The 26,879-nt window shown below is 64.9% G+C and carries 25 protein-coding genes; 15 read left to right on the top strand and 10 right to left on the bottom strand.

What is annotated here, in order from left to right; genetic code table 11:
- Positions 1 to 64: 64 nt before the first annotated feature.
- The 8 genes from hflK (at position 65) to AC1DQQ_RS03045 (ending at position 8,854) form a co-directional block, all read left to right on the top strand.
- Complete coding sequence (gene hflK / locus AC1DQQ_RS03080; RefSeq protein ID WP_478040395.1) at positions 65 to 1,192, top strand: protease modulator HflK; 1,128 nt, start codon at positions 65 to 67, stop codon at positions 1,190 to 1,192.
- Positions 1,192 to 2,067, top strand: a complete 876-nt coding sequence (hflC, locus tag AC1DQQ_RS03075; RefSeq protein WP_478028308.1) for a protease modulator HflC — start codon at positions 1,192 to 1,194, stop codon at positions 2,065 to 2,067. Before hflK ends, hflC begins: the two co-directional genes overlap by 1 nt.
- A gap of 137 nt (positions 2,068 to 2,204) precedes the next feature.
- Positions 2,205 to 3,743 (top strand): Do family serine endopeptidase, encoded by a 1,539-nt coding sequence (locus AC1DQQ_RS03070; RefSeq protein WP_478040394.1) that lies wholly within the window; start codon positions 2,205 to 2,207, stop codon positions 3,741 to 3,743.
- 135 nt (positions 3,744 to 3,878) lie between these two features.
- The gene (locus tag AC1DQQ_RS03065; protein WP_478040393.1) at positions 3,879 to 4,520 is read left to right on the top strand and encodes an MOSC domain-containing protein; all 642 of its coding nucleotides are present in this window, start codon (positions 3,879 to 3,881) and stop codon (positions 4,518 to 4,520) included.
- A gap of 54 nt (positions 4,521 to 4,574) precedes the next feature.
- Positions 4,575 to 5,780, top strand: coding sequence for a M20 metallopeptidase family protein (locus AC1DQQ_RS03060; protein WP_066808366.1), 1,206 nt, complete (start codon positions 4,575 to 4,577; stop codon positions 5,778 to 5,780).
- Positions 5,777 to 6,109: a hypothetical protein gene (locus AC1DQQ_RS03055; protein WP_478044213.1), complete on the top strand. Its 333-nt coding sequence runs from the start codon at positions 5,777 to 5,779 to the stop codon at positions 6,107 to 6,109. Before AC1DQQ_RS03060 ends, AC1DQQ_RS03055 begins: the two co-directional genes overlap by 4 nt.
- Positions 6,110 to 6,125: 16 nt before the next feature.
- Positions 6,126 to 6,785, top strand: a complete 660-nt coding sequence (locus AC1DQQ_RS03050; RefSeq protein ID WP_478028300.1) for a GNAT family N-acetyltransferase — start codon at positions 6,126 to 6,128, stop codon at positions 6,783 to 6,785.
- Positions 6,786 to 6,913: 128 nt separating this feature from the next.
- The gene (locus AC1DQQ_RS03045) at positions 6,914 to 8,854 is read left to right on the top strand and encodes an OPT family oligopeptide transporter (RefSeq protein WP_478044212.1); all 1,941 of its coding nucleotides are present in this window, start codon (positions 6,914 to 6,916) and stop codon (positions 8,852 to 8,854) included.
- A gap of 117 nt (positions 8,855 to 8,971) precedes the next feature.
- Here the strand turns inward: AC1DQQ_RS03045 and AC1DQQ_RS03040 are convergent, their stop codons facing one another.
- The 3 genes from AC1DQQ_RS03040 to queF form a co-directional block, all read right to left on the bottom strand.
- Positions 8,972 to 10,258: a glycoside hydrolase family 130 protein gene (locus AC1DQQ_RS03040; RefSeq protein WP_478044211.1), complete on the bottom strand. Its 1,287-nt coding sequence runs from the start codon at positions 10,256 to 10,258 to the stop codon at positions 8,972 to 8,974.
- A gap of 48 nt (positions 10,259 to 10,306) precedes the next feature.
- Positions 10,307 to 12,574: a glycosyltransferase family 4 protein gene (locus AC1DQQ_RS03035; RefSeq protein WP_478040390.1), complete on the bottom strand. Its 2,268-nt coding sequence runs from the start codon at positions 12,572 to 12,574 to the stop codon at positions 10,307 to 10,309.
- Between the two features lie 136 nt (positions 12,575 to 12,710).
- Positions 12,711 to 13,157: a preQ(1) synthase gene (gene queF, locus AC1DQQ_RS03030; RefSeq protein WP_478028292.1), complete on the bottom strand. Its 447-nt coding sequence runs from the start codon at positions 13,155 to 13,157 to the stop codon at positions 12,711 to 12,713.
- Positions 13,158 to 13,347: 190 nt separating this feature from the next.
- Here queF and sseA point away from each other — a divergent pair, with 190 nt between their 5' ends.
- The 7 genes from sseA to AC1DQQ_RS02995 all read left to right on the top strand — a co-directional run bounded on the left by sseA (position 13,348) and on the right by AC1DQQ_RS02995 (position 19,094).
- The gene (sseA, locus tag AC1DQQ_RS03025) at positions 13,348 to 14,196 is read left to right on the top strand and encodes a 3-mercaptopyruvate sulfurtransferase (RefSeq protein WP_478044514.1); all 849 of its coding nucleotides are present in this window, start codon (positions 13,348 to 13,350) and stop codon (positions 14,194 to 14,196) included.
- Positions 14,197 to 14,247: 51 nt separating this feature from the next.
- On the top strand, positions 14,248 to 15,435 hold the full coding sequence (metC, locus tag AC1DQQ_RS03020) for a cystathionine beta-lyase (RefSeq protein ID WP_478040389.1): 1,188 nt from the start codon (positions 14,248 to 14,250) through the stop codon (positions 15,433 to 15,435).
- The gene (locus tag AC1DQQ_RS03015) at positions 15,432 to 16,709 is read left to right on the top strand and encodes a mechanosensitive ion channel family protein (RefSeq protein WP_478040388.1); all 1,278 of its coding nucleotides are present in this window, start codon (positions 15,432 to 15,434) and stop codon (positions 16,707 to 16,709) included. Before metC ends, AC1DQQ_RS03015 begins: the two co-directional genes overlap by 4 nt.
- A gap of 199 nt (positions 16,710 to 16,908) precedes the next feature.
- Complete coding sequence (locus AC1DQQ_RS03010) at positions 16,909 to 17,826, top strand: TorF family putative porin (RefSeq protein WP_478040387.1); 918 nt, start codon at positions 16,909 to 16,911, stop codon at positions 17,824 to 17,826.
- 128 nt (positions 17,827 to 17,954) lie between these two features.
- Positions 17,955 to 18,341, top strand: a complete 387-nt coding sequence (locus AC1DQQ_RS03005) for a MerC domain-containing protein (protein ID WP_478028287.1) — start codon at positions 17,955 to 17,957, stop codon at positions 18,339 to 18,341.
- 65 nt (positions 18,342 to 18,406) lie between these two features.
- A complete protein-coding gene (locus AC1DQQ_RS03000) occupies positions 18,407 to 18,895 on the top strand; it encodes a Fur family transcriptional regulator (RefSeq protein ID WP_478028286.1) in 489 nt (162 codons plus the stop codon).
- Between the two features lie 10 nt (positions 18,896 to 18,905).
- A complete protein-coding gene (locus AC1DQQ_RS02995; RefSeq protein WP_478040386.1) occupies positions 18,906 to 19,094 on the top strand; it encodes a hypothetical protein in 189 nt (62 codons plus the stop codon).
- Between the two features lie 23 nt (positions 19,095 to 19,117).
- Here AC1DQQ_RS02995 and AC1DQQ_RS02990 read toward each other — a convergent pair whose 3' ends face one another.
- The 7 genes from AC1DQQ_RS02990 to AC1DQQ_RS02960 all read right to left on the bottom strand — a co-directional run bounded on the left by AC1DQQ_RS02990 (position 19,118) and on the right by AC1DQQ_RS02960 (position 26,879).
- Positions 19,118 to 19,663, bottom strand: coding sequence for a GNAT family N-acetyltransferase (locus AC1DQQ_RS02990; RefSeq protein WP_478028282.1), 546 nt, complete (start codon positions 19,661 to 19,663; stop codon positions 19,118 to 19,120).
- The gene (locus AC1DQQ_RS02985; RefSeq protein ID WP_478040385.1) at positions 19,660 to 20,916 is read right to left on the bottom strand and encodes a dipeptidase; all 1,257 of its coding nucleotides are present in this window, start codon (positions 20,914 to 20,916) and stop codon (positions 19,660 to 19,662) included. The genes AC1DQQ_RS02990 and AC1DQQ_RS02985 overlap by 4 nt, the downstream gene beginning before the upstream one ends.
- A gap of 366 nt (positions 20,917 to 21,282) precedes the next feature.
- Positions 21,283 to 22,056 (bottom strand): metallophosphoesterase family protein, encoded by a 774-nt coding sequence (locus AC1DQQ_RS02980; protein ID WP_478040384.1) that lies wholly within the window; start codon positions 22,054 to 22,056, stop codon positions 21,283 to 21,285.
- Positions 22,053 to 22,886 (bottom strand): diacylglycerol/lipid kinase family protein, encoded by an 834-nt coding sequence (locus AC1DQQ_RS02975; RefSeq protein ID WP_478044210.1) that lies wholly within the window; start codon positions 22,884 to 22,886, stop codon positions 22,053 to 22,055. Before AC1DQQ_RS02975 ends, AC1DQQ_RS02980 begins: the two co-directional genes overlap by 4 nt.
- A 33-nt stretch (positions 22,887 to 22,919) precedes the next feature.
- On the bottom strand, positions 22,920 to 23,942 hold the full coding sequence (locus AC1DQQ_RS02970) for a sensor histidine kinase (RefSeq protein WP_478040382.1): 1,023 nt from the start codon (positions 23,940 to 23,942) through the stop codon (positions 22,920 to 22,922).
- A 53-nt stretch (positions 23,943 to 23,995) separates the two neighbouring features.
- Positions 23,996 to 24,805, bottom strand: coding sequence for a DUF815 domain-containing protein (locus tag AC1DQQ_RS02965; RefSeq protein WP_478040381.1), 810 nt, complete (start codon positions 24,803 to 24,805; stop codon positions 23,996 to 23,998).
- A 28-nt stretch (positions 24,806 to 24,833) separates the two neighbouring features.
- Positions 24,834 to 26,879: a tetratricopeptide repeat protein gene (locus tag AC1DQQ_RS02960; protein ID WP_478040380.1), complete on the bottom strand. Its 2,046-nt coding sequence runs from the start codon at positions 26,877 to 26,879 to the stop codon at positions 24,834 to 24,836.

Raw genomic sequence — 26,879 nt, 5'->3', positions numbered from 1 at the left:
CAGATAGGGCCGCAACCGCCGCTTGCCACTGTTTTTCCGCGCAGCGGCACCTATAAAGACGGATATGACGATTGCCTTGCCGTGGCGGCGCCGCCTTTCCGAAACCATGTCCGACAAGCCGAAAAGCCCCTGGGGAGGTGGTGGCGGCGGCGATTCCGATGGCGGGAGCGGCGACGGCAATGGCGGCGGCGACGCCGGCCCGCGCAATCCCTGGGCGCAGGCGCCGGGATCGCGCGCTCGCGGCCCACGCGCGGCCAGCGGCATCGAAGATTTGCTGAAGCGCGCCCGTGGCGGCGGCGGCGGTGGCGGCGGTAATTTCCGCCTCCCCGGTGGCGGCAATGGGCGATCCTTGTGGCTGGCGGGCGTCGGCTTACTGGTCGTGTTGTGGATCGCGTTCACCAGCTTGCACGTGATCGGGCCGCAGGAGCGCGGCGTGGTGACCTATTTCGGCCGCTATTCGGGCACGATCGGCCCGGGCTATAACTGGACGCTGCCCGCGCCGATCGCCTCGGTTCGGACGATCAACGTCATGGGCATCCAGACCTTTCAATTCCCCGACAGCGACAATGGCGGCGGCGGCCCCAATCTGGTGCTGACCCGCGACGGCAATCTGGTCGATCTCAGCTATTCGGTGCAGTGGAACATCATCGACCCGCAGAAATATGTGTTCGAGCTCGACAAGCCCGATGACGCCGTGAAGGCCACCGCGGAAACCGCGGTGCGCGCGGCGATCGCCAATTCGACGCTCGACGACGTGCTCGGGGCGGGCAAATTGTCGATCCAGACCCAGGTCGCGCTCACCATGCAGCAAATCCTCGACGATTATCAGTCGGGCATCCGTATCGTGAACGTCGCGCTCAACAATGCCGCCGCGCCGGCGCAAGTGAACGACGCCTTCAAGAACGTCACCGCCGCGCAGAATGAGCGGCAGTCGAACGTCACCCAGGCGCGCGGCTATGCGCTACAGGTGGTGGCGATCGCCCAAGGCCAGGCGGCCGCGTTCAACAGCGTTTATGAGCAATACAAGGTCGCGCCCGAAGTGACGCGCCGCCGCATGTATTACGAGACGATGGAAGCCATTCTGTCCAAGAACGACAAGACGATCATCGAGCCGCGCAACATCGCGCCGTTCCTGCCAGTGCCCGGGAATATCAGGAAATTGCCCGACGCCCCGCAAGCGGAGGCACGCTGATGACTTGGTTGCGTAACCCGATCACACTCGGCGTCGTCGCCTTGCTCGCGGTGATCCTGCTCGCCAGCACGGTCGCGATCGTTCCCGAAACCAAGCAGGTCGTCGTCGTCCAGTTCGAAAATCCGATCGGCACGGTCAATCGCTGGAAGCCCGGCGAAGCGCTCGGCCAAACCGGCGCGGGGCTGATGGCGCGCATTCCGCTGGTCGATCGCCTGATCTGGATCGACAAGCGCGTGCTCGATCTCGATCTCGACAACCAGCCGGTGCTGTCAACCGACCAGCAACGGCTCGAGGTAGACGCTTTCGCGCGCTTCCGGATCGTCGATCCGCTGCGTTTGGTGCAGTCGATGGGCCTGACCTCGGGCACCGAGGATCGTGTCCGCGCCCAGCTGACGCCGTTGTTCGCCTCTGCCTTGCGCTCCGAACTCGGCAAGGTCGATTTCAACGCGCTGCTGAGTCCCGAACGCGGCCAGTTGATGGACAATATCCAGATCGCACTGCAGCGTTACGCGCGCAATTATGGCGTCCAGATCATCGACGTCCGCATCAAGCACGCCGATTATCCGGAAGGATCGCCGCTGCAATCGGCGCTCGACCGGATGAAGAATACGCGCGAACAACAGGCGCAGACGATCCGCTCGGAAGGTCAGCGCGATGCGGCGATCATCCGCGCCCAGGCCGATGCGCAGGCAGCGAAGATCTACGCCGAAGCGTTCAACAAGGATCCTGCTTTCTACGACTTCTATCGTGCGATGCAGTCCTATCGAGTCACGTTCGGGCCCGATTCCAACGGCAAGCTGCCGCCGGGATCGACCAACCTGATCCTGACGCCCGACAATTCGTACCTGAAGGAATTCGAAGGCAACGGAAAGTGATGTTCTGAACCGATCGGAACGTGGCGGGTTTGACCAATCACGTTCCTTGCAGTTCGTTCATATTCAATCGCCGTTCAGGCTCCGGTGGGCAAGAACAGTCCAACTGGGGCATATCGAGACGAAGAGGATTCACCCAAGTGCGCTACGCCTACGCCATTACTACCGCCCTGCTGCTCGGGGGCGCCGCTACGACCGTGTTGTCGCCTTCCTATGCGCAGAACGCGCAGAACGAGCCGGGCACCATCTCCGCCGCAGCGCCCAAGGCCGGCGCGCCGATGAGCTTCGCCGACATGGTCGCCAAGCTGCAGCCAGCCGTGGTCAATATCTCCACCAAGCAGAAGGTGCAGGTCTCGTCGGGCGGCAATCCGTTCGGCGACTTGTTCGGGGGGTTGCTCGGCCAGCAGGGCCAGGATGACGGCCAGCCGATCACGCGCGAGGGGCAGAGCCTGGGGTCGGGCTTCATCGTTTCGCCCGACGGCTATATCGTCACCAACGCGCACGTCATCACCGCCGCGGCCAAGGGCAAGATCGAATCGATCACCGTCACCTTGTTCAACCGCAAGGAATATGTGGCGAAAGTGATCGGCAGCGACACCGCCTCCGACCTCGCGGTGCTGAAGGTCGACGCGACCAATCTTCCGTACGTGAAATTCGGCGATTCGACCAAGGCGCGGGTCGGCGACTGGGTGATCGCGATCGGCGAGCCGTTCGGCTTGGGCGGCACCGTCACCGCCGGCATCGTCTCGGCGCTCAACCGCGTCACCGGCCAGGGCGGCGCCTATGACCGCTTCATCCAAACCGATGCGGCGATCAACAAGGGCAATTCGGGCGGCCCGATGTTCGACCTGAACGGCAACGTGATCGGCATCAACTCGCAAATCTATTCGCCGTCGGAAGGATCGGTCGGCATCGGCTTCGCCATCCCCGCCGCCTCGGCCAAGCCGATCATCGACACGATGATCAAGGGCGGCAAGGTGCAGCGCGGTTATCTCGGCATCGGCCGCCAGCCGATCGACGAGGATATCGCCGGCACGCTCGGCCTGCCCAAGGATCGTGGCGAACTGGTCAACCGCGTCGAGCCGGGCGGGCCTGGAGAGAAAGCGGGGCTGAAACAGGGCGACGTGATCGTCGCGGTCAATGGCCAGGAAGTGAATCCCGAACAGACGCTTCCTTATCTGGTCGCGAACGTCGCGCCGGGTGGCGCCGCCAAGCTGAGCGTCATCCGCGACGGTAAACCAATGACGGTCACCGCGATCGTCGGCAACCGCCCGAGCGAAGAAGAGCTCGCCAATTCGATCACCGGCGGCAATGACGGCGACGATGATGGCGACGGCACGCCCGGCAACGGTGCGCCCGAACTCCATGCCGGCGTCAATCTGCTCGGCGTGCAGGTGACCGCGCTCACCCCGCAGATCGCCAATACGCTCGGCGTCAATCCGGGCCAGGTCAGCGGCGTGGTCGTCACCGGGGTCGACATGTCGAGCGACGCGGCGGCCAAGGGCCTGCAGCGCGGCGACATTATCTCGTCGATCAATCGGGTGCCGGTGCGCACACCAACCGAATTTGACGCGCAGATCCGCGCGGCGAAGACGGCGGGCAAGACGACATTGCTCCTCTACATGACCCGCGCGCGCCAGGGCAGCCAATATATCGCGATCAAGCTCAAGGGGAACTGATCGATCGCCTCGAAGCTTGGCAGCCCCGGGGCTTGCCAGTTAAACCTCCCTCGTCCCTCAGCCGGGACGAGGGAGTTTTTGCATGGGTGACATGAGCACGATTTTCATCGGTGCGGGCGACAAGGGCCGGTGACGGTGCGCATTGCCTCGATTCAGGTTGGACAGATCGCGCCGCTCGGTCCCGACCGCGTGGCGAGCGGGTTCATCAAGAGCGCGGTATCGGGCCCGATCACGGCCGCCGCGCTCGGGCTGGATGGCGATCATCAGGCCGATCTGTCGGTCCATGGCGGCCCCGAGAAGGCGGTCTACGCTTATGCGTCCACGCGCTACCCCGATTGGGCGGTCGCCTTTCCCGATCTCGCGCCGCGCTTCGTCGCCGGCGCGATGGGAGAGAATCTGACCGTCGACGGCATGATCGAGGACGACCTCTGCGTCGGCGACGTTCATGCGATCGGCGGCGCACTGCTCCAGGTCTGCCAGCCGCGCCAACCCTGTTTCAAACTCGCGCTGGCGCTCGGCGAGCCAAGGCTAGGCAGGCATATGGTGAGGACCGGACATTCGGGCTGGTATTATCGCGTCCTGCGCGAAGGATCGATCGCGCCGGGCGACGAGATCGTGCTCGCCGAGCGACCCAATCCCGGCTTCGGGTTTCCGCGGCTGGTGACGATCGTCAATCGCGGCGGCGCGACCGTGCCCGAATTGCAAGACCTAGCGGCGATGCCCGGGCTCGCCAGCAATATCGGCCGCCGCGTACGCGAGGCGCTGGCTGCTGCATGATGCCTCTGCTGATGAATTGGTCTAGCGTGCGATCGAGACTCGAGGACGATAGCGATGAATGACTTCTCCACCGACTGGATTGCCGCCGGCGAGGCAGAACTCGCCGACGTGGTGGCACTGCGACGCGCAATCCATGCCGATCCCGAAATCGGCAACCAATGTCCGCGCACCACTGCGAAGCTGCGCGCCGCGCTCGACGGATTGCCGCTCGAAATCCACGAATCGACCTCGACCACCGGCTTCATCGCGATCCTGCGCGGCGGCGGCGACAATGGCCGCACCGTGTTGTTGCGCGGCGATATGGACGCGCTGCCGATGCCCGAGGAGACCGGGCTCGATTTCGCCAGCCAGGTGCCCAATGCGATGCATGCCTGCGGCCATGACAGCCACTGCTCGATGCTGGTCGGCGCCGCACGTGCCCTTTCCGCGCGCAAGGACAGCCTGCCCGGCACCGTCGTCTTCATGTTCCAGCCGGGCGAGGAAGGCCATCACGGCGCGCGCTTCATGATCGAGGACGGGCTGCTCGATATCGAGCGCCCCGACAGCGCCTTCGCACTCCACATCTATCCCAACGCGCGCGCCGGTGCGATCCAGACGCGCCCGGGTGCCCTGCTCGCCTCGACCGACGCGCTCAATTTCACCATCCGCGGCGCTGGTGGCCATGCCGCCATGCCGCATGATGCGATGGACCCGATTCCAGTCGCGGCCGAGATCGTCACCGCTTTGTCGGTGTTCATCGCGCGCCAGATTCCGGCGACCGACCCCGCCGTACTGTCGATCACCAAGATCGAGGCGGGCAGTGCCTACAACATCATCCCCGACGAAGTGCAGATGATCGGCACGCTGCGTACGCTCAGCCAGAAGACGCGCGAAAAGGCGCGCGAAGGGTTGAAACGCATCGCCGAGAATATCGCCATCGCGCATGGCTGCACCGCCGATGTGCGGATCGACGACGGCTATCCGGTGACGATGTGCGATCCGCGCGCGGTGTCGCTGCTCAAGCAGATTTCCGAGGACCTCGAGCCCGGCCAGTGGCAGCCGATGCCGGCGCCGATCATGGGCGGCGAGGATTTCAGTTATGTCCTGCGCGAAGTGCCCGGCGCGATGGCGTTCATCGGTGTCGCGCCCGAGGGTTCCGAGCCCGCCAAGAACCCGCCGCTCCACAATACCAAGATGACGATCGAGGAATCGGTCATGGCCAAGGGCATCGCGATGCATTGCGCCTATGCCGAACGCTTCCTTGAGAACGGGTTCGATTGACCACGCCGCGCGAATTGAGCGCGGCCGAATTCGCCGCGTGCTTCGACGAGCCGATGCCCGACGTCACCGACGACGAGGATTCCGATCTCGACATCGACATCTGGGCTTATGTCGATGCGCTCGACCCCAAGTCGCTCGGCGTGGAGAGTTTCGACGATGTCGATCGCGTCTATCAGGACGCGCGCGGCCGCTATGACCAGATCATCATCGAGACCGACCGGCCCGACATCTTCCTGGTCGTGGTGGTCGATATCGAGGCGAGATCGATCCATGGCCATCGCCTGCTCGACCTCAACGTCGAATATGGCCTGATCCCCAAGACCGACTGAAGGTCCGTACTGAGCGATGCTCGTTGCCGATCCCGACCTGATCGCCCGCTGGGCGGATGCCTGGGCGATTTCGCGCGGCGCGGCGATGCCGGTGGCGCGCCACGGCGGTCTCTATATCCATGTCGATCAGCCCGACCAGATCGGCCGCTACATCTTCGCGCAGCTCGACGCCGATGCAATCCGTCCGCTTGCCGCGAGCATCGGCCGTTCGTTGCTTTACCTCAAGATCTGCGCGCCGGCCGACGCTGTCCGCCCGCTATTGCCCCATGACTGGGAGATCGCCACGCCCGGCTATATGATGACCGCACCTTTGTCGGTCATGCTCGACCGGCCGCCAGCCTTTCCCGCGGAATTCAAATTACGCATCACATGCAGCGACTCCATTACGTTTGCGCATATCTTAGGCGCTGCCGGTGAAGAAGCCGCGCGCGGCCGAATCGTAGCGGTCGATGACCTGATCGTATTCGACCGCATCCGCACCGCCGATCACTATCAGCGCCGCGGCCTGGGCAGCGCGATCATGCGCGCGCTGGCGGCCGAGGCACGGCAATCGGGCATTAAAGACGCGATGCTCTGCGCGACGCCGGCCGGCCGCGAGCTCTACACATCGCTCGGCTGGTCGTTGCACAGCGACTACACCACGGCCTCGCTACCGGCGCAGAATCTTCTGTCCTAAAGCCGCAATAATGTGCCACGTTCCGGACAGACAACCGGGGCGATTTTCCGTTCAGCGCGGCGACACACAGTCCAACGCACAACGGTCATGCCGCCCCGGCACCTTGAACACTAAACCGGGTTTTGCGCATGACCACCGCCACCACCCGCCCGATCGCCGAGCTTACCATTCGCGGCGTGATCCTGGGCGGCATCATCACCATCCTGTTCACAGCGGCCAACGTCTATCTCGGGCTGAAGGTCGGGCTGACCTTCGCCACGTCGATCCCCGCGGCGGTGATCTCGATGGCGATCCTGCGGATGCTGCCGGGCAGCAATATCGTCGAGAACAACATCGTCCAGACGATCGCGTCGGCGGCAGGGACTTTATCGGCGATCATCTTCGTGCTGCCCGGGCTGATCCTGGTCGGCTGGTGGCAAGGCTTTCCCTATTGGACGACGGTCGCGGTGTGTGCGACCGGCGGCATCATGGGGGTGATGTTCTCGGTCCCCTTGCGGCGCGCGCTGGTGACCGGGTCCGACCTGCCCTATCCCGAAGGGGTCGCGGCGGCCGAGGTGCTCAAGGTCGGCACCAGCACCGATGGCGGTGAGGAGAACGCCAAGGGGCTGCGGATCATCGTGATCGCTTCGCTGATTTCGGCGGGGTTCCAGTTGCTCGCGACGCTCAAGGTAGTTGCCGCGGACGCCGCCAAGAATTTTCGCATCGGGCCAAGCGTCAGCGGCGTTTCGACCAGTTTCTCGATGGCGTTGATCGGCGTCGGCCATCTGGTCGGGTTGTCTGTCGGCGCGGCGATGTTCTTCGGCATGCTGATCGCCTGGGTCGGGCTGGTGCCATGGCTCAGCGCGCATGTTCCCGGCGCGACCGACGCGATCGTCACCGACATCTTCCGCAACAAGGTCCGCTTCGTCGGCGCCGGCACGATCGGCGTCGCGGCGATCTGGACCTTGTTCAAGATCCTGGGCCCGATCATCGGCGGCATCCGGTCGGCGATGGCGGCAGCCAAAGCGCGCGGCCAGGGCGAAGTGCTCGAATTGACCGAGCGCGACCTGCCAATCTCGATCGTCGGCGGCACGATCCTGCTGATGCTGCCGTTGATCGCCGTCTTGCTGTGGGAGTTCTCCGCCGGCGGCCCGATCCGCGAACATGCCGTTGCCGTGATCGGCGGCACCGTGATCTACATCGCGCTGGTCGCGGTCGTGATCGCATCGGTCTGCGGCTATATGGCCGGCCTGATCGGCGCGTCGAACAGCCCCGTGTCGGGCGTCGGCATCCTCGCCGCGGTCGGGGCGTCGCTGCTCCTGCTCGCCTTTTTCGGACACCAGACCGATCCGCACCGCGCCAGCGCGTTGATCGCTTATGCTTTGTTCACCACTGGCATCGTGTTTTCGGTGGCGACGATCTCCAACGACAATCTCCAGGACCTCAAGACCGGGCAGCTGGTCGGCGCGACCCCATGGAAGCAACAGGTCGCTCTGGTGTTCGGAGTGATCTTCGGCTCATTGGTCATCCCGATTGTGCTCGATCTGCTCAAGAACACGTTCGGCTTCGTCGGCATGCCCGGCGCTGGTCCCAACGCGCTGCAGGCCCCCCAGGCATCGCTGATCGCGGCGCTGGCGCAAGGCATTCTCGGCTCGGGCATCGACTGGTGGCTGATCGGGACGGGCGCATTGATCGGTGTGATCGTGATCGCGATCGACGAGACGCTCGGCAAGATGGGCAAGATGCGCTTGCCGCCGCTCGGCGTCGGCATGGGCATCTACCTGCCGATGGCGCTGACCCTGCTGATCCCGGTCGGCGCGCTGATCGGGCATTTCTACGATCGCTGGGCGCAGCGCACCGCCAATCCCGATTTCGCCGAGCGGATGGGCACGCTGGCGGCGACCGGCCTGATCGTCGGCGAAAGCCTGTGGGGCGTCGGCTTCGCGTTCTTCGTCGCGGCGCGCGGCGGCGAGATCCCGGCCGGGATCATGGGCGTGAGCTATGCCCAATGGGCCGAGCTCGCCGCCTTGCTGGTCTTCTTCGGATCGATCGCCTGGCTCTACAGCCGCACGAAAAACATGGTGCGCTGATCGGGCTATTCCCCTCCCGCTTGCGGGAGGGGTTAGGGGAGGGCTTGTTGCATCGGCGAGATGCTTCTCCGACCCAGGGCCCTCCCCCAGCCCCTCCCGCAAGCGGGAGGGGAGTAGTCACACCAGCGTCGCGACCAGCGCCTTGATCGGCACGAAGGCGAACGCGACCGAGCTGTCAGCCACGCCGTACGGCAGGAACAAGCTGTCGCCATGGCGGATCGCGCCGCACGAATAGACGACGTTGGGCACGTACCCCTCGCGGTCCTGATCCTTGGCGGCCAGGATCGGTTCGACGGTGCGCCCGATCACCTTCGACGGATCGTCCTTGTCGAGCAGCACTGCGCCGACCGAATATTTACGCATCGCGCCGACGCCATGGGTCAGCAACAGCCAGCCCTCGTCGAGCTCGATCGGCGGGCCGCAATTGCCGATCTGGACCAGTTCCCACGGATAACGCGGCTCGAGCAGGCGCGCGCCTTCCTCCCAATGCGTCAGCCGATCCGAATCGAGCAGGAAGAGATTCTCGCCATCCTGTCGTCCGATCGCCAAATACCGACCGCCGACTTTGCGCGGGAACAGAGCTATGCCCTTGTTGCGCGCCGCGGGTCCGGTCATCGGCACCAGGTCGAAGGCGCGGAAGTCGCGGGTGCGCAACAGCTCCGACTGGATCTGCGATCCGTTATAGGCCGTATAGGTGCCGAGCCATTCGACTTCGCCATCGTCGTGGCGGAACTGGACCAGGCGGAGGTCCTCCAGCCCCTTCGATTGCGCGTCGGTGATCGGGAAAATCACCGTGCCCGACAAAGTCGAATCGCGATGACGGTGGACCGTCACCGGTCCGGACGGCACATGCTCCTCGTCGCTGCCATGGACGTCCGCCGCCGTCGCGAAGGGCGGTTCGGGGGCGAGCTTGAGCTGGTTGTCGGAGGTGATGATGCCTTCGCGGAAGGCAACCGACGAAATGTGCCCCTCACCCACCGAGCGCAGCGACATCAGGATGCGCATCGATCCCTTGGGCATGCCGGTCTGGTCGAAATGCGGCACCGCGCTGGGGTTCATCAGCGCCGCCGCGGCGTAGGAATATTCGTGGCAGAAATACGCGCCGATCAGCTGGCGTTTCTCGTCGCCTATGTCGCGCCCGTCGAGCCCGAGCAAATCCTCGATCTCGTCATAGCGCGTCATGAACACGCGGCGCGTCTGCCAGTGACGCGCCTCGAAATCCTTGAGCACGACCTCAAGCTCGTCGCGCGTTTCCTGCGCCGACATCGCCAGAACCGCCCGGACCAGCCGATCGGTCCGGCTGGTCCCGCCACCAACGGGGGACCAGCCGATGTGGAATGGACGAACGACGACTCGCGACGGGTCGGCGTGCAGCCTGAGGCTGTGATGAAATATGTCGAGCAACGGCCATCCCGCTTGCAACCTTGATCCAAGCGGCGCCGCGTGTCGTTGCTACGCGACGGCGCGACCCGTCCCTGCCACGGTTCCGGCTGCCTTTCCAAGTGCGGAAATCGCGCAAGAGGCCAATTGCAGTGCTAAAATCGACTCGGCGCCCTGATTCCGGTTCAAACCGCCCGGCATCAGGCCGTCGAAACAGCCGCCATCCTGCACCGTCGCCAGCGGCAGGTCGAGGTCGTTCTGCCCCAGATACCAGCGATACGCCCGGTTCGCCTCTTCGACCCAGCGCACGTCGCCGGTCGCCTTGAACGCCGCTGCGCACGCATCGATCGTCGCTTGCGCTTCGAGCGGTTGCTGATCGAACGGCAACGGCCCTTCATAAGGCCGCCCGAAACTCTCGGTGCCGACGGCGCGGAACCGGCCTTCGGGGCTGGTCTGCTGGGCCACGATCCAGTCGAGTGCACGCAAGCCAGTTTCGATCAGGTCCTGGCGCTCGAGTGCCATGCCGGCGCGGATCATCGCTTCGGGCAAGCGAGCGTTGTCGTAGGCAAGAACGATCTCGAACCATTCCCATTCGGGCCGGCGCGTTTCCTGGAGCAGATCGGCCAGATCGGCGGAGAAGCGTTCCAGGATCGTGCGCGACCGCGCATGACCGGGATGAGCGCTCAGCATCGCCGCAGCGCCCAGCATGGCGAATGCCTGCGATCGCGGGCTGCTCAGATCGAACGCGATCCCCGCCGTCTCGTCGAACAGACGCGCCGCCCAATCGCGGTGCTTGGCGAGCGTCGCCCGCTTGGCAGTGACACCCAGCGCCCAGATCGTACGGCCGTTCGAATCTTCCGACCCCGCGTCCTCGCACCAGGTGCGATCGAAGTTCATGAAATTGCGGAAACGCCTTTTGTCGGGGTTCCACGCATATTGAATGAACGCTGCGTAGGTCGTCATCCATTTGTCGCGGCTGTCCTCGTCGAGATCGTCGATCGCGGTCATCAGCATCAGCGCTCGGACGTTGTCGTCGATACAATAGCCGTGGCGAAAGTCCGGCACCGAAAGGACGGCGTGCTGGAACATGCCGGTCGCGTCGCTCATCCGTTCGACGGCGGCGATGCTCGGCTTGAGCGGGGTCAGCGGCTTGGCGCTCCTGATCCGTCGCGGTGCCGCTGCGACGATCGCGTCGATCCCGGCCATGCCGGCCTCGACAAGGCGCGGCCAGATCATCGTACGACCGCGAGCATAAGCGCGCCGCATCAGTTCGGCGCGCTCCGCATCGTCGGCCAGCAGCCGCGAAATCTCGCGTGCAAAGCCCTCGACATCGCCGAAATCGACGATCACGCCGTGGCCGTCGGCCAGGATTTCGGTCGCGTGGATATAGGGCGTCGACACCACTGCCTTGCCCACGCCGACCGCGTAGGACAGGGTTCCCGATGTGATCTGCGCGGGGTTGGTATAGGGCGTAACGTAGAGGTCGGTCGCCTGGAGATAGTCGAGCAATTCGTCATGCTCGAGAAAGCCGTCGATGAACCGGACATGGTCGGCGACGCCCTTTTCGGCGGCAAGCGCCTTCAGCCGGTCACGATAGGCCTCGCCTTGCTGCGCGACCAAATTGGGATGCGTGGCGCCCAATACGACGTACAGCGCATCGGGCTTGGCTGCTACCACCTCGGGCATGGCGGAGATCACGCTTTCGATCCCCTTGTTCGGCGCCAGCAGACCGAAGGTCAGCAACACCTTGCGCCCTTCCCAGCCGAAACGCGATTTCATGGTGTCGGGATCGACCAGCGGACGATCAGGCACGCCGTGCGGGATCATCATGATCGTCCGCGGATCGGCGCCATAGACGCGCATCAAAATGTCGCGGCCGATATCGGCCATGACGACGACCCGTGCGGCGCGCTTGAGCAAGCCGTCCATCACCCGACGCTGATCGTCATTAGGGGTTTCCAGGATCGTGTGCAGCGTCACGATCACGGGAATGGTCAGCCGGTCGAGCAACGCGAGCAGATGCTCGCCCGCCGGCCCGCCAAAGATGCCATATTCGTGTTGGATCCAAACCGCCTGAGCACCGCTCGCTTCGATCGCGCGCGCGGCGCTCAGATAGGCCAGGCGATCTTCCTGCGCGATCGAGCCGGTGACTTCCGGCGGATAATCGTACCCTTCTGGGCGGTCGTCCATCGCATAGACGTCGACCTTGATGTCGGGGAAGCGGTCCTGGAGCGCCAGATACGTATCGGTAGTATATGTCGCAATGCCGCATTGCCTCGGCAGGAAATTGCCAATCAGCGCGACGTGTTTGGTACGGGGCAGAAGAGGCGAAGTCGCCATTGTGACCCTTTCACAAGTAATTTCCGGGCATTGTTGCCCGACTCACACCTCCCTGAACGGATTGAAAGGAATATGGTTGCGTTCATGTTGCATTGCAACAAAGGATTCGCGTTGACCTGTGTTAAACCCGGGTAGGTCAGCCCCGTCCACGATACGTCGGCACACCTTGATCGGGCAGCCACAGACCATCCGGTACCGGTCCCGATTGCCAGAACACGTCGATCGGGATCCCGCCGCGCGGATACCAATAGCCGCCGATCCGCAGCCATTGCGGCTTCATCTCGGCGGTCAGCCGTTCGCCGATTCCGACCGTGCAATCCTCATGGAACGCGGCATGGTTGCGGAACGAGCTCAGGAACAGTTTGAGCGACTTCGATTCGACGATGGTTTCCGCCGGCACGTAATCGATCACCAGATGCGCGAAATCGGGCTGGCCGGTCACCGGGCAGAGCGAGGTGAATTCGGGCGCGGTGAAGCGGACCAGATAGGGTCGGCCCTGGCGCGGATTGGGGACGTAATCGAGCACCGCCTCTTCGGGCGATGCGGGCAGGCTGCTCGCCTGGCCAAGATGCTTTGGGTTCATGGCGGAGGATATAGGAGGCTGTGCCCGGCGCGTCACCCCGCGCGCCGCGGACGCCGGCGCGAGGTCCGCGCGATAATGAATTCATCCTTTCCTCCACCTCGACGGCGTCACCGGTCCGCGCTAACATTATCACGCCGTCCCTTTCCTCCCCGGGCGAGTTGGTGTTGATCGACAGTAAGAGGAGACGATGATGGACGCGCTGGTGACCACCGAATGGCTGGCCAACGAATTGGGAGCGAACGACCTTCGCGTGGTCGACGCAACCTATTTCGGTTCGGTGCCGGGCAGCCCGGACGGCGATCCCGCGGCCGCGTTCGAAAAGGCGCATATTCCGGGCGCGGCGTTCTTCGATATCGCGGAGATCGCCGATCTCAACAGCCCGCTGCCGACGATGCTGCCCCCGCCCGAGAAATTCGCCAGCCGCATGCAATCGCTCGGGCTCGGCGACGGCAGCCGCATCGTGCTGTACGACAATTCGCATTACCACACCTCGGCACGCGCCTGGTGGATGTTGCGCGTGTTCGGCGCGCACGACGTCGCGATCCTCGATGGCGGCTTCGCCAAATGGCAGGCGGAGGGGCGCCCGGTCGAAAGCGGCAAACCGCAGCATCGCCACCGCCACTTCACCGTCTGGGCCGATGACAGCCAGGTCCGAACGCTCGATCAGATGAAGGCCAATGTCGACAGCGGCGCGGAGCAGGTGCTCGACGCGCGCTCAGGTCCGCGTTTCACCGGCGAGGAACCCGATCCGCGCCCGGCGACCCATGCCGGCCACATCCCGGGCTCGAAGAACCTGCCATACAAACAACTGCTCAACGATGACGGCACGTGGAAGACCGGCGACGCGCTCAAGGCGGAGTTCGAGCGCGCCGGGGTCGACCTGTCGAAGCCGCTGGTCACGACCTGCGGTTCGGGCATCACCGCTGCGGTGTTGCTGTTCGGCGCCCACCTGCTCGGCAATGACGGTGCGCTGTACGACGGCAGTTGGTCCGAATGGGGAGCAGATATGTCGACCCCCAAGGCGATGGGTGCCGCCTAGGATCGGCACTCGATTCTTGTCCGCGCGTGCTTCCCGGCCTAGCACGGGCGGATGGCCGGTAATGAGAACGACAAGCCCCCTACCCGCGTGGTGACCGCAGGGCGGCGCAGGGAATGGACGCAGGGGATCGTCAATCCGCCAGTGTGGCGCGCATCGACGATCCTCTACGATTCGGTCGAGCATCTGCGCGAAACCGGGCGCGGCGACACCCGCCATCGGCTCTATTACGGCAGGCGCGGGACGCCGACGCAATGGGCGCTGGCCGATGCGCTGACCGAACTCGAGCCCGGCGCCGAGGATACCTTCCTCTATTGCTCGGGCGTTGCCGCCGTCACGGCCGCGTTGCTGTCGGTGCTCGATCCGGGCGACGAATTGCTGCTGGTCGATTCGGCTTATGACCCGACGACCAATTTCGCCGCCGGCTTCCTCAAGCGGATGGGCATCACGACGCGGCATTACGATCCGCTGATCGGTGCCGGCATCGCCGAACTGTTCACCGACAAGACCAAGGCGATCCTGCTCGAAAGCCCGGGCAGCCTGACCTTCGAGGTGCAGGATATCCCGGCGATCGTCGTCGCGGCCAAGGCACGGGGCATCGTCACGATCCTCGACAATACCTGGGCGACTCCCTTGCTCTTTCCGGCGATCGAAAAGGGGATCGACCTGACGGTGCTCGCTTGCACCAAATATGTCGTCGGCCATTCCGACGTGATGCTGGGATCGGTGACCGCGGCGCCCGGCTATTTCGCCAAGCTGCGCAATCTGAGCTATCAATTGGGCCAGGTCGCCAGCCCCGACGATTGCTGGCTGGGATCGCGCGGGCTGCGCACCATGGCCGTGCGGTTGAAGCAGCACGAGGCGGGCGCGCTCGAGATCGCACGCTGGCTGGCGCAGCGGCCGGAGGTTGCCACCGTACTCCACCCCGCCTTGCCGAGCTGCCCAGGACACGAATTCTTCATCCGCGACTTCAAGGGATCGTCCGGGTTGTTCGCCTTCGCGCTCAAAGGAGGCACCGAAGCCAGCCGCGCCGCGTTCATCGACGCGCTGCGATTGTTCGGCATCGGCTTCAGCTGGGGTGGCTTCGAAAGCCTGGCGGTCACCGCCGATCCCCGCCGTGCCCTTGGCGTGCCCGATCATGGCGGGGCGCTGGTCCGCCTCCATATCGGGATCGAGGACCCAGCCGACCTGATCGCCGACCTCGATCAGGCGTTCGCGGCGTTCCGCGCGGCGCAGGAATGAACGACGCGATCGCCTGGTTGAGCGCGCAGGGACTGGCGGTCCCGCGCGGCAGCGAGGCGACCGAATTGGCGATCGTCTTCGGTTTGATCGTCGCGGCGCTTGCGCTCGGCGTATTGGCCGGCCGCTGGCTCGGCCCGCCGATCGAGGCGCTGTGGCGACGCCAACTCGGCCATCATGCCGAGGGGATCGGCCCGCGCGTGCCCTCGGTGGTCCGGCATGGCGCCGCGGCACTGCTGCTGTCGATCCTGCAAGCGGCTGGACAATGGCCGCCGCTCGCGGCCGGGCTGATCGGCTTTTTCCTGGGCGCCGCGGTGGCGCGGATGGCGGCGCAAATCCTGCGCGGCCTCAACCTCGCGCGCTGGATGGCGTGGAGCGTCGCGCTCGTCCTGTTCGTCGCGATCTTCAGCCATTCGATCGGCGGGCTTGCACCGGTCAACAATACACTCGATTCGATCGGCTTCGATCTCGGCTCGTGGCGCTTTTCGTTGCTGCGAGTGATCATCGTACTGGTGACCGTGATCTGCCTGCTCGCGGCGATCCGCCTGGTCAACCGGCTGGTCGGTCACGCCATCGTCAGCACCAGCAGCTTTGACCCGACGCAGAAATTGCTCGCGCAAAAGCTGGCCGGGATCGCGACGATCACGCTCGCTTTCTTCATCGGCATCGACTTGCTCGACATCAGCCTGACCAGCCTGACGGTATTCTCCGGCGCGCTCGGCCTGGCTGTGGGGTTCGGCCTCCAGAAAACGGTCGGTAACCTGATCGCCGGGATCATCCTGTTGCTCGATCGCTCGATCAAGCCGGGCGACGTCATCGTCGTCGCCGACAAGGATGTCGGCTGGGTCAACAAGATCGGCGTGCGCGCGGTCAGCATCATCACGCGCGACGGCAAGGAGCATTTGATCCCGAACGAGGATCTGATGACCAAGCCAGTCGAGAACTGGTCCTATACAGACCGTAACGTGCGCGTCCGCATCCCGGTGACGGTCGCCTATGATTGCGATCTGCCGCTCGCGCAGGAACTGATGCTGCGCGCGACGGCGGAAAGTCCGCGCGTGCTCGATATGCCCAAGTCCAACGTCTGGCTGACCAAATTCGGCGAAATCGGCATCGAGCATGATATACTGGTCTGGATCAACGATCCCGAAAGCGGCGTTGGCAGTATCCGCTCCGACGTGCTGAACCGGCTCTGGCTGCTGTTCCGCGACCATGGCATCATCATCCCCTATCCACGCCGCGACGTTCATCTTGTCGGCACAGCTGGGCCCGACTGATCTCCTGAAGTGTTGCATCGGCGCAACATCGTTACGCTCATAGGCGCTATTGAGGTCGAATAGTGTTGTGCACCGCAGCGAAAATCGGCACTCTGCCTGCGTGTACCCGGCTCAACGGCCCGATCGGCATTCGCCGATACAGAGGCTGGACCGGTACCGCAGGCGGGACGAACGCACTTTTCGCTTCGAAAGGAAGATAATGCGCTTGTCTCACATCAGCCTTGGCGCGCTGGCGCTCGCCATTGCGACTCCCGCCTTGGCGGACCCCTTGCCCGCTACGACGCCGGCGCCCGATGCAGCGGCTGCGCCCGCGGCATCCACGTCGGCGGATAACGGCACCCCTGCCGCGGTTGCGACCGTCGACGATCCGGCACCGGCGCCCGCCGCTCCTGCCGCGGGCGATGGCCCGACCGCGCCGCCGCCGGCCTTCACCATCAACGGCTCGGTGACCTTGATCTCGGATTACCGCTTCCGCGGCATTTCGCAGACGAACCTGCAGCCCGCGATCCAGGGATCGCTCACGGTCACCCATTCGTCGGGCTTCTACGCCTCGGTCTGGAGCTCGTCGACATCGGGCTATGTCACCTTCTCGGGCACCGGCAGCCAGGAAATCGACGCGATCGCCGGGTTCAAGAAAACCTATAGCGGCGTCACGTTCGACGCCGGCGTACTCTATTACATCTATCCGCGCTCGCGCCCCGCCGGCGACAACAGCAAGGGCGATTTCTTCGAGCCTTATGCCGATATCGCCTATACCTATGGGCCGGTGACCGGCAAGGTCACGGTCAATTACGCACCCAAGCAAAAAGCGCTGGCACTCGACCAGGGCCAGACCGGCTTGTTCAAGAACAACGACAACGTCTATCTCGCCGGCGACCTGTCGGCGTCGATCCCGAAGACTCCGCTCGGGCTGACGGCGCATCTCGGCCACACCTGGGGTCCGAGTTGGCTGTCGCTGGGCAAGGAATATACCGATTGGGGGTTGGGCGCGACGCTGACCTACAAGCAATTGGTGTTCGGCGTCAGCTATGTCGACACCGATGGCACCTTCACCCTGGCCAATGGCAAGAACGCCGCGCGTAGCGGCGTGGTCGTATCGCTCGGGGCTTCGTTCTGACAGTCGCGACCGGGGGAGCCCTGCTCCCCCGGTTTCGCTGGCGCTGGGTCGGCGGACGATGCCGGCACAGCCGATTTTTGTTGATGTAATATTGTAACGTCGCGCGGTTAGGCCTAGATGGGCGCTCGATGCATTCCGCGATTCGCCTTTCCTGGTTGGCCCGTTTCCCCCAGCTCGATCGCTATGCGATGGGTCTGTCGGGGCTGTGCGCGGTGCATTGCTTCGCCAGCGCGGTGCTCGTGGCGCTCGCCTCGACCGCTGGCGGCATGCTGCTCAACCCCGCTTTCCACGAAATCGGACTGACCGTCGCGATCATCCTGGGCGCGTTGGCGCTGGGGCGTGGCATCTTCGAACATGGCTATATGGCGCCCGCGGTCACCGGATCGCTGGGGCTCGGCATGATGGCCGGCGCGATGCAGCTTCCCCATGGCAATGGCGGCGAGACTTTGTGGACCCTGATCGGGGTCGCGATCCTGGCGCTCGGCCACGATCTCAACCGGCGCGCAGCGCACTAGGCCCTGGGCGACCCGGCCCGCTTGGGCCATTGCTCTATCCCATCACAATCCCTAAATTCCCGGGCATGGGCGCACATCATCATCACGACCATCATGAGGCGTCCGGCGTCGAATTGACCAAGGTCGCGCAGGCGACGCTGGAGAAATCCGGCGAGCAATGGACGACGATGCGCGCGAGCATCTTCGATGCGCTCGCCAAGTTCGACAAGCCGGCCAGCGCCTATGACATCGCCGACGCGGTGTCGAAAACGGAGGGGCGCCGCGTCGCGGCCAACAGCGTCTATCGCATCCTCGATTTGTTCGTCGGTGCCAATCTGGCGCGCCGGGTCGAAAGCTCGAACGCCTATATAGCCAACGCGCATCCCGACTGCCTGCACGATTGCATCTTCCTGGTCTGCGACAGCTGCGGACAGACCACGCATATCGACGACGACAAGATCGCCAACAATGTCCGCCACGCGGCCGAAGCAGCGGGTTTCTCGCCGGTGCGCCCGGTGATCGAGGTGCGGGGTAAGTGTTCGGACTGCGAGGACGCGGGACCCGCAATTTCCTGAAGGAAGATCGATGATCGATGGTCACGGGGACGTTGGCGGTAATTGTGGGATCAATGGCCACATCACGTGCCCAGAACCTGTTGCGACGGCCGGTTCCGCATATGTAGCGACCGCTTCGGCACCGGTTTTGGGTCAGGTGGGCAATGTTGAAATTACGATGCCCGTCAGCAAAAAACTGGCCGAACGATTGAAGAAGTAACGGCCTGACATCTGCTGCCGTCCTCAGGCCAGCACCTTCCCCATCCGCACCCCCGGCACCGGCACGTCGCGATCCGCCATGCTGTCGACGCGCTCGATCGTCTCATAGCCGCATGCGCGATAGAGCGGTTCTCCCGCCAACGTGCCCATCAGTTCGGCCCGCGTGAACCCGGCCGTCCGCGCGGCTGCCTCGTTCGCCGCGAGCACCATCCGGCCGATGCCGCGCCGGGTGAACCCGGGGTCGGTGTACATTGCCCGGATGCGCGCCGCGTCCTTGGCGGGATCTAGCACCGCCGCATCGCGCGCCACCGCCCCGGCATCGCCACCGTATAAAGTCGCGCGATAGCTCCAGCCGCCGCAGCCGACGATGCGGCCGTCGCCATCCTCGACCACGACATAGGTGCCGTCGGCGATCAACTGGGTATCGAGCCCCATACTCAACCGGCTCGCCGCGACCTGCTCGGGCGTCAGGTAGTCGCTTTGCAATTCGCCGATCGCGCGATCCATCAGCGCCGAGATTGCGGGAATGTCGGCCTCTGTCGCGATCCTCGTCTTGAGCGCGTCCGTCATTTACCGTCGAGCATCGATACAGTGGCGGTAGCGGGCGGCTCCTTGGCCATCGACGCGGCCACACGCTCGGCGCCTTCCATCACGCGCAGCACATTGCCTCCGGCCAGCTTGGCGATCATCTCGTCGCTCCAGCCGCGGCGCATCAATTCGGCAAGCAACGCCGGATAGGTGGCGACGCTGTCGAGTCCGTCGGGCAAGCTTTCCACGCCGTCGAAATCCGATCCGATCCCGACATGGTCGATGCCCGCGACCTTGACGACATGATCGATATGATCGGCGACCATCGCCAGCGTCACCGCGGGGCGCGGATGTGCCTTGTCCCATTCCGCCAGCGCCGCCTTCGCGCGATCGGGCTGGCCGATATAGAGCCCGCCATAAGGCGGCGCATTGTAGCTCGCCTTTTCACCGTTGCGCGCCGCTTCCCATTGCCGCCGGGCCTCGGAGACATAGCTCGGGGCATAATTGACCATGATCACGCCGCCATTCTGGGCGAGCAGTTTCAGCACCTTGTCGGACACATCGCGCGGATGGTCGTCGAGCGCGCGCGCCGAGGAATGCGAGAAGATCACCGGGGCCTTGGACACGCGCAGCGCGTCGATCATCGTGTCCTCGCTCACGTGGCTGAGATCGACCAGCATGCCGAGCCGGTTGAGCTCGTGGACCACCGCCTCGCCGAACTTGGTCAGCCCGTCATGCTGGGGATTGTCGGTCGCCGAATCCGCCCATTCGATCGTCTTGACGTGAGTCAGGGTCAGATAGGAAGCGCCGAGCGCGCGATAGGCGCGCAACACCGAGAAGCTGCCGTCGATCTGGCCGCCACCTTCGACCCCCAGCATCGACGCGATCCGGCCCGAGGCGTGGATGCGCCGCACGTCCGCCGCCGTCACCGCGGGGGCGAAGACATTGGGATAGCGCTGGAAAATGCTCTTCATCAGCCCGATCTGATCGAGCGTCTCCTTGACCTGCTCGGGCCCGGACAGATTGGCCGAAACGTAAACCGACCAGAATTGCCCGCCGACATGCCCTGCGCGCAGCCGGGTGATATCGGTATTGTACTTGGCCGGATCGAGCCGCGTCAGATCCATCGTCCAGCGCGCATCGCCCGCTTTGTCGGTCAGCGTCTCCGCCCAGTCGTTATGCCCGTCGATCAACGGCGTCTTGGCCAGGACATTGGCGACGCGGGTTTCGTACGAAGCGGGACCGGCGCTGATCATCAGCGGGGCGGCGAGCAGCAGAGCTAAAGCATGGCGCATGGACCGCGAGCCTAGCCGGGATTGCGGGTAGCTCAAGTCCTACCGGGAGTTATGGGATAGGTCAGGGAGGGAATATCTTTGCGCTCAGCCCTCTCGCTCGTTGAGGGGCCGTCAGACATTTGCCCCTCTCCCGCCTGTGGGAGAGGGAGGGCCCCACCGCCGAAGGCGGTGGGAAGGTGAGGGTCTTCTTTCTTCTTCTTGAACTCCTCCGCTTGGAAGAAGAAAGAAGACCCTCACCCAACCTGCACCGGGTGAACAGCGCCCCGCGCTGTTCAGGTCATGCCGGGGGCATGACCGACCCGGTGCACCCGCGAGCGGGAGAGGGCTACATCGGTTTGTGGTCGGTATCGCCCAACCAATGGGGTTTTACGCCGCCACTGGCTCCTCCACCGGCAAAACCTCATCGGGCTGCGGCGTCATCGTGCGGCACACCACCTCGAACGCCCCGTCCTCGATCCTGATCTCGTTGAACGACGGCGGAGTCGAGCGCGTGCGTTCGGACAGGGTGCCGGCGCCGATCATCCGCACCACAGCGTCGCCGTCGCGATGTTCGACGTCGAACGCGTCGTGGACATGCCCCGTCAGCACCGCGTGCGCCCCCGCCCTGACCAGTGCCTCCAAAGCCTCGGCGCCACGATGCGTCTGCTTCGACAGGCGCTTGTGCGGCTCGATCAGCGGATGATGGCACGCGATGAAGACCAGTTTGTCCTTGGGTACAGCGTCCACCAACGCCAGCGCCTGCTCGAGCGCATGCCGGCTGACACGACCCGACGCCCAGTTGAGCCGGAATTGCGCGCGTGCGGTGGTCTTGAGCGGCACGATCGCGATGCCCGGCAGTTCGACCGGCTTTTCGATCATGCGCTCGATCTCGCGAATCCGGCGATAAGGCGTGAATATCCGGGCCAGCAGGTTGAAATAGGGCAGGTCGTGGTTGCCGACCTCGACAGTGACGGGCCGGTCGAGCGATCGCAGCCACGCCAGGCCCGCATCGAATTCGCGACGCCGTGCGCGCATCGTCAAGTCGCCGGTCATCACTACCGCGTCGGGCTTTTCGGCCGCGACCAGCGCGTCGAACCAGGCGATCGCTGCTTTGTCCTCGCGTCCGAAATGGACGTCGCTGACATGGAACAGTCGGATCATGCGTGCTCTTTCACGGTGGTGATGAACTGTTGCCTGCTACGCCCGACCGTGATGGTCGTTCCCGGATCGAGCATCTGCGGCTCGCCGTCGAACAAGGCTAGTACCGGGCGGCGCTCGGCGATGCGCACTTGCTGGGCGCGAATTTCGGTCACCGACTGGGCCGCGAGCCAATCTCCGGTCACCCAATTCCAGCCGAGATCGGCGATCGCGCCGGCATCGCACGCATTGACCGCGGCGATTTGCAGATGATCATCTTGCGCCCGGATATAGGCGCCCTGGACGCGGGGCGGGAAGCCAGGTGCGCCGGTCAAATGCACGCCATGCCCGAACGTCCGCCGCCAGGCCTTGCGGATCGCCGGCCAAATCTGGCCCAGGCTGCCCTCGCGCACATGTTCGCGGGCGCGATACCAGCTTGCCGCCGGCCCGACGATCATCCCGACCAGCGCGCGATGCTTTCCCGCCTCGACATAAGCGAGCGCGACGCGCTGTTCCTGCTCGTGCGCCGCTTCCAGGATCGCCGCCGGATCGGCGTTGCCGTGCAATACCTTGGCGAGCATGTTCATCGTGCCGCCGGGCAGGATCAGGATGCCGCCATCCCAAGCCGCCAGCGCGCACGACGCCGCGTTGATCGTCCCGTCTCCGGCGAACAGGACCACGGTGTCCGCCCCGACATGATCGAGATCTGCGGCCGTCGGCATCGCCTGATCGGGGAAATCGGTGCGCCCGACGAAGCTCAGCCCGCGTTCGGTGCAGGCCGCTTCGATCGCCTCGGCCTTTTTTGCGTCTGATGAGCCAGAATGCGGATTGGTGATAAACCAGAGTTGTTCCATGCCCGACGCACAACGCCCCGGCGGCGCGAAGTTTCAGTCGGGTAAATCCATCGTTACCCGCAAGCCGTTGGCATCGCTCGCCGTGGTCAATGTGCCGCCCGCCTGCTTGGCAAACGCTTCGATCAATTTCTGGCCGAGCCCGCCATCCTTGCTCTTGGCGCGCGACCCGGACGGAAGCCCGACGCCGTCATCGGCCACGGTCAGCCGCCATCCGCCCGCGGGCAGATGTTTCCAAGCTACGCTGATCGTTCCTGTCTCCCGGTCCTGAAAAGCATGTTTGGCGGCGTTGGTGACGAGCTCGTTGACGACCAGGCCAATCGATACCGCATGGTCGCGCGGGATATGGGCGGCGTCGGCATCGCAGGTCAGCGTGATGCCGCCGCGCAACAGCAAGGCGTCCGACAGCGCGTCGCACAAGTCCTTCAGATATTCGCTGACATTCACCTCGCTCGCCTGACCGTCGCGATAAAGATGGCGATGCGCGCGCGCGATGCTGTCGACGCGCATCAACGCCGATGCCAGGGCTTCACTGGCGGCCGGATCCCTGACGCGACGGCGCTGGATGTCGAGGATGCTGGCGACGATCTGGAAATTGTTCTTCACGCGATGCTCGAATTCGCTGAGCATCAGGTCGCGGTCGGCGATTTCGCGATCGCGCTCGGCCGTCGCGCGATGCACCGCCCGGCGAAAGGTCTCGGCCAGCGATACGGTCAGTCCGGCGGAAATGACGATAGCGAACAAAGTCCAATAAGGGCCGCTTTGGGAGGTCGCCGGCGCCGGCAGATAGATAAAGAAAAACGCATAGCTGACGGAAATGACGGCGGTCAGCAGCCCCGACTGCCACCGAGCGAACAGCGTGGCGAGCATGATCGCGGGGAAGACCAGCGCGAACACTGCCGCACCGGGTGCCAGGACATTGATCCCGAGGCGAATCAGACCCGCCGCGCCGACGCACAACAACGCTACGCCGCACTGGGTCGCCCAGCGCGGTACCGCCGGGTACAACCGGTCGGGCAGATCGAGTTCGCCAATCCTGGCCATATATGGACTGGGCATCGTTACGCCCCTCGAAGTCAAGCCGATGCGGCCAGATAATGATCCTTATCGGTTTAGAAAGGCAGCTTCTTGCCCGATCGTCCAGCCAAATCAGTGATGTAGTGCCAAGCCACGCGCCCCGACCGACCGCCGCGACGGGTCGACCAACCGACCGCTTCGTCGGGATCGAACGACAAGCCGAACCGGTCGGCATAGGCACGGACGATCGCCAAATAACCCGCCTGGTCGACGACATGGAATCCAAGGCTAAGCCCGAATCGGTCGGCAAGCGCGAGATGATCGTCGACGCTGTCGCGCGGATTGATCGCGCTTTCCTGTTCGGCGATGTCGCGCGGTACCAGATGGCGGCGATTGGCGGTTACTACCAACCGCGCATTGGCTGGCCGCGCCTCCGCTCCGCCCTGGAGCAGCGAACGCAGCGCACGGGCATCCCCGCCGGCGTCGAAGCCGAGATCGTCGAGGAACAGCACGAACGCGCGCGGCAGGCCGTCGATCCGGTCGAACAGCGCCCGTAGGCCGTCCATCGCCCCGACCTCGATCAAGGCGAGCTTGCGACCCTCGGCCTGGACCGCCGACACCGCGCTTTTGACCAACGCCGACTTGCCGGTTCCGCGTGCCCCCCACAACAATACGTCCTGCGCGGCGAAGCCGTCCGCCAGCCGGCCGAAATCCTCGACCAGAGCGGCTTTTTGTGCATCGATCCCCAAGAGGAGGTCGAGCGGCAGCGGATCGAACTTGCGCGCGGCGGCCAGGCGCCCGTCGCGCCAGATATAGGCCGGATGCGCGAGCGGATCGGCATCGGCCGGGACGGCCGGCGCAATGCGTTCGAGCGCGGCGGCGATACGGTCGAGCGGGTCGGTCATGACGGCCGCGTTACACGGCTTGGCGCGTTCAGCCCAGCGTCTTGAGCAATGCCTGGGCCGGCGCGCGATCGGTGAAGCCGGGATCGGCGAGCAACGCCGCGATGGCAGCCTTCGCTTGGGCATTGCGGCCGCTATCGGCATAGACTTGGGCCAAATGCCAGCGAATGCCGCTCTGCTTGGGGGCGAGCGACGCAGCTTTCTCGAACAGGTCGATCGCCTTGGCATTCTCGCCTGCCGCATATAGCGCCCAGCCATAAGCATCGGTCGCCGCCGGGCTCATCGGCGCGATGTCGTAAGCCGCCGCGCCATAGGAGACGGCATCGTCAACATTGTCCGCCCCGACATTGGCGTAGGCGAGTTCGGACAGCAGGCCTGAATCGCGCGAGCCGACGCGGGCGCGCAAATCCTCCAGCGTCTCGACTGCCCCGTCCCAGTCGCCCGATGCGATTTGCCAATGCGCGGCAAGGCGCAAAGCAGGCACGCTTTCGGGATGTTGGGTCAGGAACAGCGCCAGCACGCCGGTCGCCTCGGGCCGACGCCCCGCCTGATCGAGCGCATCGACCGTTCGCAACATGGTCGGCTCGTCGAACTTGATATCGGCGGCCTTGCGATAGGCATCGGCCGCCTCGCCATATCGGCCCATCGTCATCAACGTGTCGCCGACCAGCAGATGCGCCGCCGGCGCGCCCGGCGTCGCTGCCTGTAGCGCGCGCGCCCGCGCCAAGGCGGTATCGCCCTGCCCGGCATCGATCAGCCCGCGGACCACGGTGACCGCGAGCACCGGGTTGGTCGGATCCTTGTCGGCCGCGCCGGTCAGCACCGCGAGGCTGTCGTCGGTGCCGAACGGCGTCGCCCCGGCGCGCACCGGCCAGGCCGAGCGGTCGAGGAATTTGGCGGCCCAGTCGCGCTCACCGGTCGCCTCGAACGCGCGCCCGACCAGGCCCAATGTATAGCTGTCGGCATCGCCGCGCATCGCCACCGGGCGCAGCACGTCGAGTGCGCCCTTGGCATCCCCCGACCGCAGCAGCGCCGCGCCGAGCAGACGGCGCGCGGTGATATTCATCGGCTGTCGCCCAACCAGCTCGCGCCACGCCCCGATTGCCTGTTCATAGGCGCCGGCCTGGTAAGCGAGCGTGCCGTTAAGCAGCAACGCGCCAGGCAGATCGTCGATTCGTCCGCCGGTCCGCTCCATCATGCTGCGCGCGAGATCGTAATTCTCCGCGCGCGCTGCGAGCACCGCCTGGAGATAGAAGGCCTGCGGGCTCGCCGGCCGCGCGGCCAGCGCGCGCCGCGTGGCGCCGAGCATATCGGTGTAACGGCCGAGATCGCCCAAGGTCGCGGCATATTCGATCAGCGCCGGATGGTAATAAGCATCGCGCTGCAGCGCCGCCTCGAACCACGGCAAGGCGGCGTTCAGGCCATATTGCTCGCGCACTAATTCGCCGCGCAAGGTCAACGCCTCGAGATTGTTGGGGTCGAGCTCGACCGCTTTTTGCGCGTTACCCGACGCGCCGGCGATGTCACCCGCGCTATAGCGGATGCGCGCGAGATCGGACCAGGCGTAGGAATTGCCGGGATTGCCGTCGAGCAATTCGCCGAGCAGCGCCTGCGCCTCGGCCGCTTTGCCCTGCGCCGCCAGCGCGCGCGCGGTGACGCGCGTGGCATAGGCGCCGAACCTGGGATCCGCCTTGGCCGCCTCGGCCAACGCGCGCTTGGCGTCGCCCTGCAACAGCCAAGCTTCGGCCAGCAATTGATGCCCGCGGCTCATGTCGAACCCTGCTGCTGCGGCGCGACCGAGTTCGGATTCGGCGCCTACGCCATCGCCCAGCGCAAGGAAGGTCTTCGCCAACACCGCATGCGCGGCGCCCCATTGCGGATCTTGCTTGACCGCCGCCTGGGCATGCGCCCGCGCGGCGTTGAAATTGCCGTCCTGGAGCAGCGCCAGACTATACCCCAATTCGGTGCGCGCGCCGGTCGCGTCGGCCTGCGCCGGTGCGGTCAACGTCGCCGTGACACCGATGATAGCGGCGATCGCGGTCGCGCCGATCAGCGCGCTTTTGACGATGGTCTTCAT

The organism is Sphingomonas sp. P4_G3 (assembly GCF_056401105.1).
The sequence above is the reverse complement of the archived record's forward strand: the minus strand, read 5'-3'. Positions and strand labels throughout refer to the sequence as shown.